Source organism: Flaviramulus sp. (assembly GCF_982512915.1).
This window is the reverse complement of the sequence record NZ_CEWOCJ010000018.1, coordinates 1-15,183: the sequence shown is the minus strand read 5'-3', so window position 1 is coordinate 15,183 and position 15,183 is coordinate 1. Positions and strand designations below refer to the sequence as shown.

Annotated in this window: 7 protein-coding genes and 1 other RNA gene; 3 read left to right on the top strand and 5 right to left on the bottom strand. The window is 30.8% G+C overall.

Going from position 1 to position 15,183, the window contains the following annotated elements; genetic code table 11:
- Positions 1–2 precede the first annotated feature (2 nt).
- Complete coding sequence (locus AC1XJX_RS11115) at positions 3–242, top strand: putative signal transducing protein (RefSeq protein ID WP_482004056.1); 240 nt, start codon at positions 3–5, stop codon at positions 240–242.
- Here AC1XJX_RS11115 and AC1XJX_RS11110 read toward each other — a convergent pair whose 3' ends face one another.
- Positions 243–1,868 (bottom strand): ABC-F family ATP-binding cassette domain-containing protein, encoded by a 1,626-nt coding sequence (locus AC1XJX_RS11110; protein WP_482004055.1) that lies wholly within the window; start codon positions 1,866–1,868, stop codon positions 243–245. It lies immediately after the preceding gene.
- A 201-nt stretch (positions 1,869–2,069) separates the two neighbouring features.
- On the opposite strand from AC1XJX_RS11110, the gene AC1XJX_RS11105 reads away from it, so the two are divergent.
- On the top strand, positions 2,070–3,491 hold the full coding sequence (locus tag AC1XJX_RS11105) for a TlpA family protein disulfide reductase (RefSeq protein ID WP_482004054.1): 1,422 nt from the start codon (positions 2,070–2,072) through the stop codon (positions 3,489–3,491).
- Between the two features lies 1 nt (position 3,492).
- Here AC1XJX_RS11105 and AC1XJX_RS11100 read toward each other — a convergent pair whose 3' ends face one another.
- Entirely contained in the window at positions 3,493–4,296 is an 804-nt protein-coding gene (locus tag AC1XJX_RS11100) for an SDR family oxidoreductase (RefSeq protein WP_482004053.1), read from the bottom strand.
- A gap of 57 nt (positions 4,297–4,353) precedes the next feature.
- An RNA gene (gene ffs / locus AC1XJX_RS11095) (signal recognition particle sRNA small type) lies at positions 4,354–4,452 on the bottom strand.
- Positions 4,453–4,540: 88 nt separating this feature from the next.
- Between ffs and AC1XJX_RS11090 the strand changes: the two genes are divergently transcribed.
- Positions 4,541–5,572 (top strand): glutaminyl-peptide cyclotransferase, encoded by a 1,032-nt coding sequence (locus AC1XJX_RS11090; RefSeq protein WP_482004052.1) that lies wholly within the window; start codon positions 4,541–4,543, stop codon positions 5,570–5,572.
- A gap of 3 nt (positions 5,573–5,575) precedes the next feature.
- On the opposite strand, the gene AC1XJX_RS11085 is transcribed toward AC1XJX_RS11090, so the two are convergent.
- Together AC1XJX_RS11085 and AC1XJX_RS11080 are read right to left on the bottom strand one after the other, a co-directional pair.
- Positions 5,576–6,550 (bottom strand): PorP/SprF family type IX secretion system membrane protein, encoded by a 975-nt coding sequence (locus AC1XJX_RS11085; protein WP_482004051.1) that lies wholly within the window; start codon positions 6,548–6,550, stop codon positions 5,576–5,578.
- Positions 6,551–6,589: 39 nt separating this feature from the next.
- Positions 6,590–14,905, bottom strand: a complete 8,316-nt coding sequence (locus AC1XJX_RS11080; RefSeq protein WP_482004050.1) for a T9SS type B sorting domain-containing protein — start codon at positions 14,903–14,905, stop codon at positions 6,590–6,592.
- Positions 14,906–15,183: the final 278 nt, after the last annotated feature.

The window sequence follows — 15,183 nt, the reverse complement described above, 5'->3', positions numbered from 1 at the left end:
ACATGTCTAATTCAAACTACATAAAAATATTTACTGGAGATTTTATTATTGTACAACGCATTATTTCTGAATTAGAAAAAGAAGACATAATACCTGTTGTTAAAGACCATACTGAATCTGCCCGATTAGCAGGTTTTGGTGGTGGTATTATCCCTGGTTTTCAACAAGTTTATGTTCACAAAGACGAACTTGATAAAGCTATCATCATTGTTGAAAATATTACTTCAGAATTACAAGAGTAATTAAGCAGTAACAGCGTACATTTTATCACGCATTTCTTTGATTTTCTTGTCTTGCATATAATCATCAAACGTTGTATAACGATCAATGACACCACTTGGAGTTAATTCCACTACTCTATTTGCTACGGTTTGAGCAAACTCATGATCGTGTGTCGTAAAAAGCATAGTCCCCTTAAAGTTTTTTAATGAATTATTAAAGGCCGTTATACTTTCTAAATCTAAATGGTTAGTAGGTTCATCTAACATCAATACATTGGCTCTAACCATCATCATTCTACTTAACATACAACGTACTTTTTCACCACCAGAAAGTACATTCGATTTTTTTAAAGCTTCTTCTCCACTAAAAATCATCTTTCCTAAGAAACCTCTTATATAAACTTCTTCGCGTTCTTCTTCAGTAGTTGCCCATTGTCTTAACCAATCAACTAGAGTTAAATCATTATTAAAAAACTCACTGTTATCAAGCGGTAAATAAGATTGAGTCGTTGTTACACCCCAGTCAAATTTTCCTTCATCAGCCTTTTCTTTACCATTTATTATTTGATAAAATGCAGTTGTAGCTCTAGAATCTCTAGAAAAAACAACAACTTTATCACCTTTAGCTAAATTTAAATCTATATTTTTAAATAACAATTCGCCTTCAATGGAAGCGGCTAAATTTTCGATATTAAGAATTTGATCTCCAGCTTCTCTATCACGCTCAAAAATAATAGCTGGATAACGTCTACTTGTGCGTCTAATATCAGCTATATTTAGCTTTTCAATCATTTTCTTTCTACTTGTTGCCTGTTTACTTTTTGCAACGTTAGCAGAAAAACGACGGATAAATTCTTCTAATTCCTTTTTCTTTTCTTCAGCCTTTTTGTTTTGTTGTGCGTGTTGGCGTGCAGCTAATTGAGAAGATTCATACCAAAAGGTATAGTTACCAGAAAAATGATTAATTTTTCCGAAATCAATATCTGAAATATGAGTACAAACGGCATCTAAAAAGTGTCTGTCGTGAGATACAACTATTACACAGTTTTCGTAATTAGCTAAGAAATTTTCTAACCATGAAATAGTTTCATAATCTAAATCATTTGTAGGCTCATCCATTATCAATACATCAGGATTTCCAAAAAGCGCCTGTGCTAATAAAACACGTACTTTTTGTTTACCATCCAAATCCGCCATCAAAGTATAATGATGCTCTTCTTTTATACCTAAACTAGATAGCATAGATGCGGCATCACTATCAGCGTTCCAACCATTCATTTCTTCAAACGCTACTTGTAACTCACCTATTCGATCTGCATTCTCATCAGAATAATCAGCATAAAGCGCATCCATTTCTGATTTGATTTTATAAAGTGGTTTGTTTCCCATTAAAACAGTTTCCAATACAGTATGAGAATCATATAAATTATGGTTTTGCTCTAAAACAGACATACGCTTACCTGATTCTAGATGGATTTGACCTGAAGTAGGATCTTGTTTTCCGGAAATAATCTTCAAAAAAGTAGATTTTCCTGAACCGTTAGCGCCAATAATACCGTAACAATTACCATTATTAAACGTTGTATTTACTTCATCAAAAAGAACACGTTTTCCAAATTGAACCGAAAGATTAGATACTGATAACATATAGGGTGTTTTAATTTGGTGCAAAAGTAGAAAATTCTAATGGTAAGTCGAAACTTAAGATAGCTATTTTTATGTAAACACTAGTCGTAAAGATATTTTTGTGTCCTAAATATTTAACAACGCATTAACAACACTTTAATGTTACAAACTATATTTTTGTTTAGAATTGTTTTTAATAAACAAAACAACGTTTAAAAATTTATGAAATTATACTTTTCAATAATAATTATAGTTATTACGTTTTTGGGTTGTAAAAAAGACACTCCTAATGCCGATTTAAATTATGCCTATTTAGGAGGAGAAATTATTAATCCAACTACTAATTTTGTTGTGCTTTCCAAAGATGAAGTTGTTATTGATACTGTTAAACTTGATGTTAGAAATAGATTTATTTATAAAATAATTAATTTGAATGAAGGTATGTACACCTTTAGACATGGTGGAGAATATCAAATGGTATTATTAGAACCACAAGACAGTTTACTTTTCAGATTAAATACTTTAGATTTTGATGAATCACTTGTTTACACTGGTGAAGGAGATAAAAAAAATAATTATTTAATAAATCATTTTTTAGAAAATGAAAAAGAGGAGAAAAAAATAGTTAAACTTTGTCAATCAAATCCATCTATTTACGAAAAACATATAGATTCCCTAAAAGACGAAAAAGAAAAAGATTTAAACAGTTTTATAAAAAGATTTGAAACTACACCATTATTTGAAAAAATTGCTAAAGCAAATATAAATTACAGTTATTATTCAAATAAAGAGGTTTATCCATTTATACATTTCGGAAAAGACAAAGCTGCTTTTTTAAATTCTATTCCTGAAAGTTTTTACAGTTTTAGAAAAGATGTTAATTATAATGATACTTTTTTGAGCAAATATTATAATTACAACACATTTTTAAGACATAATGTTAGTAATATTTCGTTAAAAATTCATGACAATCACTCTGAAAACAATTCTTTTGATAGGACTTCAATATGTTATAACTTGGATAGATTAGAATTAATAGATAGTTTAATCTCCAATGCAAAAATTAAAGATGATATTTTACATTACTTTACTTTAATGTATTTATCGAAAAGTCAAAACAATGAAAATAACGAAACCATTTTAAAATCGTATTTAAACAAAAGCCATAATGATAAAGACAAAAAAATGATTTCTGATTATGTAAAATCATTAAATAGTCTTAAGGATGGTGAGTTTTTACCTAGTACTCAACTTGTTGATTATGATGACAAAGAAGTAGATATTTTTTCATTAATTAAAGAACCCTCTGTTATTAGTTTTTGGTCTAGTGCTTACTTCTCGCACTTTAAAGATAGCCATAAAAAACTAATAGAATTAAAAGAGAAATATCCAGAGACGAGATTTATAACTATTAATGTTGATAATTATAACATAGATAAATCAAAAAACATATTACTGAGTTATGGTTTTGATTTAAAAAATGAATATCAATTTAAAAACCCAAAAGAAGCTAAAAACACTTTAGCTATCTACCCAATGACTAAAACAATAATTGTAGATAGAAACAAAAAAATTGTAAATAGTAATACTAATATATTTTCAATTCTTTTTGAAGATCAACTTCTTGGCACAATAAATCAATAGATTACAATTTATAGTGTTTCATTAAAAGTTTTTCGTAAACTTTATCAGGCAAAATTCTTTTTAAGACAATAGAAAATTTTTGCAAAGTCTCCCCTACTTTATAATGCACTTTTGGATGAGACGTATTAATAATTCTAAAAATAGCTTCAGCCATTATGTTGGGATTGCTTCCATTATCAACATGCTTATTCATTAACTCTAAAGTATCACCATAAGGCTTGTTGTAGGGTGAATTATCTAGCAAAGGTGCATGGTATCTTCCTTCAGCAATATTAGTAGCAAAATCTCCAGGAGCCACATTAGTCATTTGAATGTTAAAATCTTTTAACTCCATTCTAAATGCTTCTGTTATTAGTTCTAAAGCACCTTTACTTGCACTGTAAATACCTCTATAAGGCAAACCCATGTAACCAGCAATAGACGTTATATTTATTATTAAACCAGATTGTTGTTTACGCATTTGAGGTAACACAGATTTAACAACATTAATAGGACCAAAAAAATTGGTTTCAAAATTGTTTTTAATTTCAATTTCAGGAATTTCTTCAATAGGACCTGTAATACCAGCTCCCGCATTATTAATTACAATATCTAATCTATTTTCAATTTCAATAATTTTAGAAACTGTGCTATGTATGGTATCTAAAACTTTAACATCTAAAGCTAAAATAGGGAACTTACTATCTTTATATTTTTCAGGATTTCTGCTAGTTCCATAAACTACAAAACCTTTCTTAATTAAAAACTCCCCAATAGATTTTCCTATACCAGAAGAACCACCAGTTATTAAAACAACTTTAGACATTTACTGAAATTTTTTGAGTTTAAAGATAGTAAGATTTACGAAACTATAAGGCATAAAAAATGGCAAGCTACCTACATCACACCGCTACGACCATTTACCTTTGCTTCGTTCCCGACCTGGAGGATTCAACAGGAGCTGGTTGTGTAGGACTTGCCGGATGCAAAGATACAACCTTTTAAAATTTTCACAATGATTTTTTAAACTGATTTTAAATAAATATCTTGCTATAAATTTAAAATTAAACATGAATACATTCAAACATCTAGCAATCATATTTTTAAGTATTATTATTATTTCTTGTGGATCAAATTCTGCTAATTTAAAAAATGATTTTTTGATAGTTACAAACGCAGAAAAAGGTAATATCTCTATTGATGAAACTCTTAAAATAAGTTTAGAAAATAAGAAAAATCACAAATTTGATTCCATTACCTATACATTGGATGGTAATAAAATTAAGGAAACATCTGAATTAAAAAATTCTAAACTTGGTAAGCAAGTTATTGAAGCTACTATTTTCCTCAACAATGAAAAAGTAATAACTACAACTGCCATAACAATTTTAAATAACCAAACACCTAAAGTTTATACCTATAATATTTTAAACGAATACCCACACGATATCACATCATATACACAAGGTATTGAGTTTTTTAATGATACTCTTTATGAAAGTACTGGCCAGTACAAAGAATCAAAGCTTAGAAAAGTTGATTACAAAACTGGTAATATTTTAAAAAATATAAATTTAGCAAATGAATATTTTGGTGAAGGACTTACTATTTTGAATAATAAAATATATCAACTCACTTGGCAGTCTGGGACTGGTTTAATTTACGATGTAAATACTTTTGAAAAGCAAAGTAGTTTTAAATATGGAAACAGTAAAGAAGGTTGGGGTTTATGTAATTTTAACAATGTTATTTATAAAAGTGATGGTACTGAAAATATATGGCTGCTTGATCCTGAAACCCTAATTGAAGAAGATTATATACAAGTTTACACAAATAAAGGGAAAATTGTTGGTATTAATGAAATGGAATGGATTGATGGAAAAATTTATGCTAATCGTTATCAAAAAGATGGTGTAGCTATTATAAACCCTAAAAACGGTGGTGTTTTTGGTGTTATAGATTTTTCACCTCTTAAAAAGTTAGTGACTCAGCATGACGGTTTAGACGTACTAAATGGAATAGCATATAACCCGAAAACCAAAACCATTTTTGTAACAGGAAAGCGCTGGGATAAGATTTTTGAGGTTGAAATTATTGAATAATAATTAATGTACTGGACCTTGTGTACAAGGACAATTACTAATTCCTTGAAGAAAATCTAAACCAATAGTTACAACGTGAGTTCCAGAATTAAAACCCGCTAAATCATTAGTAGTAACTTGGTAGGCATATCCAAAATAAAATATTGATTTTTTGAAGCCTGCCATTGGCCCTATGTTTAATGGTTTTAAAAATTGATCGTTGAGGTAGCGAAATGATATCCCAGCCCAATAATAATCATCATTTCTATCATACTTTCTAAACTTGAAATTTAAATCAGTGCTAGAACGTTTATCACTTGTGAACATTTGATAAAAGATTGAAGGCTCAAATTCTAAACCACTTTTTTTAGGTCCTCTAAAAGTATAACCAGTATATATTTGATAATTTAAAAGTAAATTTGGTTCCAATCTTCTAAGAGAACTATCAAAATCTTTATCTAACATATTATTAGCGTTTACACTTAAAAAGTAACCTTTAAGTCTGTATAAAACACCTACATCAAAGTTATGATTAGTTGTTCGTCTATCATCAGTAACAAAAGGATCAATAATTGGATTACTATAACCATTATCAAAATTATTGATGTCAATTCTAAAATTATTGAGATTATAAGAAATACCAAACGATAAATATTGTTTTGAATAATAATCTAAAATTAAATGGTGTGCAAAAGAGAATTTAGCACCTGTTTGAATCGTATTACCATTCCTATCATTATAAAAAGATAGACCAACACCTGTTCTATCTGCAATTCTAAAATCGGCATATAAAGATTGATTATCTGGAGCGCCTTTTATACCAACCCATTGTGTTAAGCCATTAGCTCTTATTTTTAAGTTATCCCCTATTCCAGCATAAGTTGGAGATATAACAAAATTATTATCTGCCAAGTACTGAGTAAAAACAGGTAAATTCAACTCCTGACCATAGCCCTTTAATAGAACTATAAAAAGTAGATATAAAATTAATTTTCGCATTTGCATCATTCTTTATTTAGAAGGTTACCTACTTAAAATCTATCTATAGAGTGTAAAATGTCCAACAAATTCTCTATTATCATTTCTATCATTTAATCTAACAACATACCAATAATCTCCTGTTGGTAGTTCTACCCCATTATATCTTCCATCCCATTTTTCTCCAACTCTTAAGGTTGCAATCTTACGACCATACCTATCAAAAATATCAAAGGTTAAATTTCTATACTGATTAACACAATCTGGACCCCATTCATCTAAATTACCATCGCCATTAGGCGTGAAATAATTTGGAATACAAATATCTATATATTCAAAAAATCTGGTAGCAGAAGCTATACATCCATTACTATCTGTAACATTTACAGTATAATCACCTGATTCATAAATTATGAATGTGTTAGAATTCCCTAGAGATACCCCATTTAAAGTATACTCATAAACTCCAGAACCACCATCTGTTAGTGCAACTATTTCATTTATTTGACCATTTTCTAAAACCAATGCTAAGGGATCAAATTGTTCAATTAGAAAATCAATGATTTCTTCACATGAATTTGTATGCCTAATAGTAATAAAATGATTTCCGGCAGCTATGTCTACAAAGATGTTACTTGCTTGAAAGAGGCCACCATCTAATGAATAATCTAAATCGTCTATATCGACTACTGATTCGTCAATATTTACAGTTACCATATTACTGGTAGCATCAATGGTGTTAGTACAATATTCAATAACTAAATTAGCATCAATTAATACTGATGGTGGAAATGTAACATTCCACTCGGTTTCACAACCCAAATTATCACGAACATATACAATATGATCTCCGCCAGCTAAACCAGTAAAATCAAATTGAGTTTGTGTTAAAGCACCTATTGTGTAAACACCATTTATATCATCTAAACTTACACTGTAAGGCATTTCGCCTCCAGAAATCTCAATACTAAATTCTCCATCTAAATCACCACTACATGCCTCAGGTAAAATTGAATTAGCAACGATTGTAAGTGAAACAGGAATAGGATCTACGATAGTAAAATCATAAAGTATAAAACAACCCAATTCATCTTGAGCTATGGCTTGATAATTACCAGAAGGAAGATTTTCAAAAGTTGATGTTTCAAAAAATTGATCCAATCTAGGAGAAATAGCATATTTTATAATACCAGTTCCACCAGAAGCTGTAATTACTAAGGTACCATTACTAGTACCCGGACATGTAATATTTGAAGCAACAAAACTAGCAGTTAATGGCGCAAAAGGTTCCGTAATGGAAATTTGAGCACTTGTAGTTAAACAATCCCCACTATCAAGTCTAACTTGATAATTTCCAATAGGAAGATTAGTAAAAACACCAGGGCTATCTTGAGTAACAGGAGCAATGGCATTTCCGAAAGTATCTTCTAAAGTATAAATATAATTTCCTAAACCACCTTGACCTGTTGCTATAATAACACCATTATCATCACCAGCACAATTAATTGTAGCATTGGTAACATCTAAAATAATATTAAGTGTTGGAAGTGGATCAATAGTAATCTGATTTGAAACTGAAGCAAGACAACCATTAGCATCTCTTATATAATATTGATAAGTTCCTACTCCAACTGATAATGTTGTAGATGTTGTAAATGATCCTAAAATAGTAGCAAAATTAGCACTATTACTATATTGGTAAATACCTGTACCGCCAGTAGCACTTAATGTGATTGAGGAATTAGTTAAACAAGTTTGCGAGGTATTTTTTACCAAACTAGCTTGTATTTCTGTTGGCTCAGATATTATTATATCTGGTGAATTAAATGAACAATTATAACCATCAGTAACCAATACATTATAAGTTCCTGCTCCAAGATTATCAAAAACTGGTGATGTTTGAGGACCTGATGAATTTACCGTTGGGGAAACCATATTTAAGGTGTATGTATAATTACTACCTTGACCACCTGAAACTCCACTAACAGTTATAACAGCATTAATATCTCCAAAACAATTTAATAATGAAGCATTAGCCGAAACTGCTGCATTAATAACTGGTGGAATTGTTAAAGTAACAGTACTAGAGGCTATACAACCACCAGAATCTCTAACATTTATTGTATAAACTCCAGCAGATAAATTTATGAAAGTTCCGTTTGATGAGAAAGGTATTGTAGCAGCACCAGTTAATTCATAATCATAGGTTCCCCATCCACCAGAGGCAATAGCTGTGATAGTTCCAGAGTTATCCTCACAAGTTACATTAGATGTTTCTGTTGAAACTAAAGTTAATGCTGATGCAGGAGATTGGATAATAATCCCTCCAGATGTAGCAGAACAAAATGGACTAGCCGTTTCATTAATTACAACTGTATATGTACCCGCTAAAAGACCAGTTACTATTTGAGGATTCGTAGTTGTATTGGCAGAAATTACTCCGAAAACTGATGTTGATGAACTATCTAATACTTCATAAGTATAAGCACCAGTATATCCACTTACATTAATTTCAAAAGTACCATCATTATCACCAAAACAAGTAACGGATGTTGGAGCTGATAAAGTTACGGTTGGAAGTATTGCAGGTTGAACAAATATATCACTGTTTTCAGAACATAATGTAATGACATCTGTCATTGTAATCGTGTAATTACCTGAAGGTACACCACTAAATACATTACCTAAAGTAGTTATACTTGCTGGATTTGGACTTATGGTATATGTATAAGTTCCAGTTCCTCCGCTTCCAGTAATTGTTATAACGCCATCATTATCATTACAGCTAGGTAACGTAGTGATGTTGGTTATCATTTGAATTGGAGCTTCAATATCAACTGATACTAAATTACCACAACCATTTGGATCACGTACCTCAACTGTATGAGTTCCTGATGCTAAGTTTGAAATTGTAAAAGGAGCCGTTCTTGTTTGAAATGCACCACCATCAATACTATAACTATAAGGTGATATACCTAGTGTTGTTAAAGTAACATCTATTTGAAAATTACCTTCTGTAACCGTACACTGATTATTCACTGTAGCATTTATAATTGGCTCAGAATCTGCATTTAATAGAATTGCAGAGGTTGTTCTAACACATCCAAAACTATCAATAACATGTACATAATAATTTCCTGCATTCATGTTAAAAACACTTGCAGTTGCCCATGAAGGATCTGAAGCTAAAGGTGCTGAAGACGTAGTAGTAATTTGATACAAATAAGGAGCAGTCCCATTAGTAGCAATAGCGCTAATGATTCCTGAGTTTGGATTACAATTTGCATTTTTATCAACACTGGCTGTAATATTTAAATCTACAGTTGATTCTGTGATATTAAATGGAACAGAAACCACACTGCATCCTATATTAGGTCCAGAAGTTTCAGAAATCAATACAAAATAATTTCCAAAAGGTAAAGCTCCTAAATTTGATATTGATAAAGAGCCCAAAGTAGGTACAATTCCAGATCCACTAATTCCTGTAGAGACGAGTGATAAAGAATCAAATATCTCGTAATTAACATTAGTTGCTGATGGATATAAACTATTGATTGTAAATGATACATTACCATCTGCATTTCCAACACATGTAATATTATTTGATGTTAATGTATTTACTGTTAATGTTGAATTAGTTGGAATTGGTGTTGTTGCAGTTTCATAATAACTACAACCTGTAGACGTATCATAAACAATAAATGTATAAGTTACACCTGGAATTAAACCCGTAAATGTTGCAGATTGGCTACCTGTAGTATCTTCTGCTTGCCATGTTCCTCCTGGTGGAGGCGTTGGTATAAAACCTCTATAAATATCAAAATAAAAAGGACCCGTACCAACTAATGTTGTACCAATACTTACCACAGCTTCACCTCCTAATGTACAATCTGCTGAAGCATTAATTGAAATATCTAAGTCATCTGGTGGAGAGGCTACTATTACATCTTGAATCAGAACAGAACAACCATTAGAATCAACTACATTTATTTGATATAATCCAAAATCTACAACATCAAATGTAGTGGATGTAGTTCCAGATGCGTTAAGTTCAACTGCTGAATAACCATTGGTACCTGTAACATAATAATTATAAGGAGCTGTTCCACCTGTAACTGAATTAACAATAACAGATCCAAATGAAACACCACTAGCAGTACAAGTAATAGGAATGGTGCTGAATGATACATTTATTGGAGTTGGTTCTAAAATTGTTATAGTTTCAATATCTGTACAAGAATTTGAATCTGTTAATGAGATAGTATAATTACCTGATGTTAAACCAGATGTTTGTGTACCATAATCAATACCACTTGTATTATTAAATACATTTATATTGAAAGCTGGTGTACCTAAAGTATTATTTATAGTGATTTGTATGGCAGCATTATTATCACCGTTACACAAAATTGGTTGTGTTTGAATAACCGATGTTATTTCAGGTAATGTTATCGCATTAATAGTTTGAACACCAGATTCAACTGAACAACCATTAGCATCAGTAATTAAAAACTGATAGACTCCATCAGATGGAGCTGTATGAGTAAATGTTAAACCTGTTACAGATTGTACGCTTCCATAAGATCCTCCATTAAAGGATACTTGATATGAGAATGGAGGAACACCCGTTAAAATATTTCCTGTGATTAAACCGTCAGGAGAGGATGTACAATCTAAATCTTTAGTTAATACCATATTTACAGTTACTGGCTGTAAAGGTAAAATGGTATAAGATTCAGCGTAAGTACAATCATTTGCGTCTCTCACTTCAAATGTATAAGTACCTGGTGATAATCCTAAGAAAATATTAGAACCTTGATAAACTGAAGCAGAGGGAGCTATAATTCTATATTCTAAGGGAGCTATTCCACCTGTGGTATTTAATGTAACATCTGAAGTTATTATTGGACAACTTAAATTTGTACTAATAAAATCTAAATTTGTTGGTGGATTTAATGAATTTATAGTTACAGGAATTGTTTGAAATGAACAAACATTAGCATCTCTAATTGTTACTATATAGTTACCATCCGTTAAACCAGTAAATGTGTTGCCTAATTGAAATGACACACCATCAATGCTATATTGATAAGGTCCAATTCCACCAGAAACACCAGAAACTGTTATTATGCCATTTGAAGTACAATTGTAAGGTGATGTTACTGTAGCTATTCCATTTATAGCACTTGCAGTTGTAATAGTTATAGTTTGGGGTGACGAAATACAAACATCTGTTCCTAAAGTATACTGAACTAAAACTTCATAATCGCCAGCAATTAGACCTGTAAAAATTGGTGAGTTTGAAAATGTGATTCCGTTATCAATACTGTAAGCTAAAGCATTTCCGTTGGGGTTTGTTACGTTAAAAGTTATGGTGCCAGAATTAAAAACATCAGCACATGTAATATTTGTTTGAGAAACTGAAAATTCTGGAGCAGGAGTTGGATTAACTGTTATTGAAGTTTCGGCTGAACAATTATTAAAGTCTACAACAGTTATATTATAAACCCCATCAGTTGTCACATTAATTATTGGTGATGTTTGAAAAGTTGTTGAACTATTTACAAAATAATAATATGGAGCAGTACCACCTACAGGATATACCGTAATTTCTCCATCAGTACAAGTTAATGGTTTAGTAAGTGCCGATGTTGCTTCTAATAATGCAGGATTTATGATTTCTATATCTCCAGTAAATAAACATCCATCTTCAGTTGATACATTTATTGTATAAATACCAGGATTCAAATTATTAAAGGTATAATCACTTTCAACTATTGGACCAACACTATTTACTAATGTTGCTCCATCATAAATTGAAAAATAATATTGTGGACGAACATCATTGGCTGCAACTATAACACTTCCTAAATCACCATTACAATATGGCTGAGTTATTAATGTAGAAACTGTAAAATCTCTTTGTCTAATTTGTACATCTGGCACAGTGAAAATACATGGGTTTGGAGTTACTCCTATTTGTCTAACATATATACTATAAATACCTGGAGTTGCTATAGAAAAAGTATTACTAGTTTGATAACTTATACCATCTATACTATATTCATAACCTGTAGGCACACCTCCAACTACAATCTCCCCAAGTGTAGTACAATAAATATCTCTTGATGAAACAGTTGGTACTAATAAATTTGTATAAACATTAAAATAAAACTGATTAAAACATCCTCCAGAATAATTCAAAGTTAATCGATATTGTCCGGCTGAATTTATGGTAAAATCTGAACCGATGGCAACTTGATTCCAAGTACACGCTGCATCTTCATTAGCACAATCTTGATTGGTAACTGCTGTACAACTTGTTTCATCAAGTAGTTCCCATATCATTGATGTTATATCTGTTATTCCTGTTTGTATAAACCTCGAATCATTTAAACCACATAAATAAAAATTAGGTAATTCCTTGCCGTCATTTGGGCAAGTAACTACTTCATCTGCAAATGGTATTAAAGGGTTAGTTAGATTGCCTCCAAATGTAATAACATTAAATTCTTGCGATGTAGATTGACAAGGAGCTATTGCTGTATTATTAACATAATAGGTACCTGTACTTGTAACTGTTATTGATTGTGTATTCCCAATTACAGGTGATCCAGAAGGGCTTGTAGACCAAGAATAAGAATCATAACCAGCTCCAGCAGTTAAGGTCACATTAGCACCACAAAGCACAACTTCTTCTTCAAAAATACAGTTAAGATCAGCCAAAAAATTTGTTGCTGCCGGTGTGATTAAACAACCTGTATTTGTACTAAAACTTGGATCATCAGAAATAGCAAAAATAGCATTGATTGTACCATTATAAGTTACATAGGCCTGATTACTAATTATATTAGAACAAGCATCATTTAACAAACTACATGAAGATACAACTGTTACTTTAAATCGTATTTCTTGAACAGGATCATTTTGCTCTACAACAGAATTATCTACACTAAAAACTAGCTCTCTTGTTGTAGGATCATAACTTTGAACTGAAACTCCTGGAGGTAATAACCCCATATCAGCTGGATAGTTAAAAACAATATTAGTAGGTAGGATATCCCTAATAATAAGATTTGTGGCATCATCGTTTCCTGTATTTTGAAAACCTATAACATAATTTAATTCATCACCAAGATTAACTAATTGATTACTAATATCATTTCCAAGAGGGTCTTCAACAATTTTAGTTAACGTGATTTTTGGTTCAATAATTTCTACGGCAAAAGATGTTAAAAACACCCCATAGCCATCTCCATTAGTTGTTAGTTTTAAATCTCCAGCACTAGCATCATTAGGTAAAACTGTGTTTAATGGATTAGGTAATCTAAAATTATTTACATCTAAACCCAACGTATTTAAACTTGCAGGGTTTCTATTGGTTACATGTACTCCATTTAAAGTTATGCTAGAATTGAAGAAATTATTAGGTTGATTTATGGCGTCACTTAATATAGTATAAGTTGGAGATGTACTAGCTTTAAATTGAAAGGAATCTCCCGTAATACCTATATCTCCTTCTAAAGCTGATACACCAATATTTGAATTTACAGGTAATGGAGAAGGTAACGTTTGAAATCCAGAAACAGGAATATCCAACTCTGAACCTCCTTGAACTCCTGCATAACCATCAAAAACAGAAATAAATTTACTAGCTAATAGAGGGCTCTCATAAATTACTACTAGCGTCCAACCAGCAGAACATCCACCTAATCTTATTCCTCTTGTAGCTCTAAGGTTAGCAACTGTATACTCTCCATCTGCGTCAGGCAAACTTTGTAATAAATTAGTAACATTCTTATAACATATTATAGGAGAATCTTTAAAAGAATTAACAACACCTGGTCCATAATACTCATAACCATCAAAAATAATATCATCTTCTTCGCCAGCTGGATCAGGATTATTATCGGCTACTAAATCAATAAATCCTCCTGTAGGTAGTTTAAATTTTATTTGATTCCAATCTTCTATTCTAGGTGTACCTTGAAACTGAACATTTCTGTTATTGGCAACTTCAAGAGGATAAACAGAAGCCCAATATAAACCTGCATATAAAATTCTTTTACAAGAATTATTTATTGCTAAATCCGCACTACTTGAACTAAATATTGAAGGGTCTCCACCACTTGCAACATTTATATAAATACCCTCATTATTATTATTTATTTGATTTCCATTATAAGGTAATGGTAAATCTTTTGCGGTAACTATTCCATTACCAATTAATATAATATCCCCTTTAACTTTTATACTTCCACCTGGTAATCTGGGTGAAAAAGGTACTGGAAGCTGAGCGAATACATGCGTACTAAAAAACAGAGTAATAAGAAATAGAAAAGTAAATCTTTTGTTTACATAAGTAGTTTTTTTCATAGTCGATTATATTTAGCGCTTCTTTTCTATTTGGGAATTCAAAAAGAACTATTAATCCATGTTTAAAACATTAATTATGTAATACAATTATTATTATAATTATATTTTATCTAAATAACATGTTTTTAAACGGTATAAATATCGTAAATATTTTTCTAATGCGTACTAGAAAAGTATACAAATAATGTATTTAATCGATGAATTACTACTTTTAACTAAAATATTCAGTTTTTTTGTAAGTAATTATATATAATTATATAGTATTTAATATGACAAAA

What these genes read in the sequence shown, in the direction of transcription:
- AC1XJX_RS11115 (WP_482004056.1), top strand. Translation starts at nt 3, where the DNA reads ATGTCTAATTCAAACTACATAAAAATATTTACTGGAGATTTTATTATT.
- AC1XJX_RS11110 (WP_482004055.1), bottom strand. Translation starts at nt 1,868, where the DNA reads ATGTTATCAGTATCTAATCTTTCGGTTCAATTTGGAAAACGTGTTCTT.
- AC1XJX_RS11105 (WP_482004054.1), top strand. Translation starts at nt 2,070, where the DNA reads ATGAAATTATACTTTTCAATAATAATTATAGTTATTACGTTTTTGGGT.
- AC1XJX_RS11100 (WP_482004053.1), bottom strand. Translation starts at nt 4,296, where the DNA reads ATGTCTAAAGTTGTTTTAATAACTGGTGGTTCTTCTGGTATAGGAAAA.
- AC1XJX_RS11090 (WP_482004052.1), top strand. Translation starts at nt 4,541, where the DNA reads ATGAATACATTCAAACATCTAGCAATCATATTTTTAAGTATTATTATT.
- AC1XJX_RS11085 (WP_482004051.1), bottom strand. Translation starts at nt 6,550, where the DNA reads ATGCGAAAATTAATTTTATATCTACTTTTTATAGTTCTATTAAAGGGC.
- AC1XJX_RS11080 (WP_482004050.1), bottom strand. Translation starts at nt 14,905, where the DNA reads ATGAAAAAAACTACTTATGTAAACAAAAGATTTACTTTTCTATTTCTT.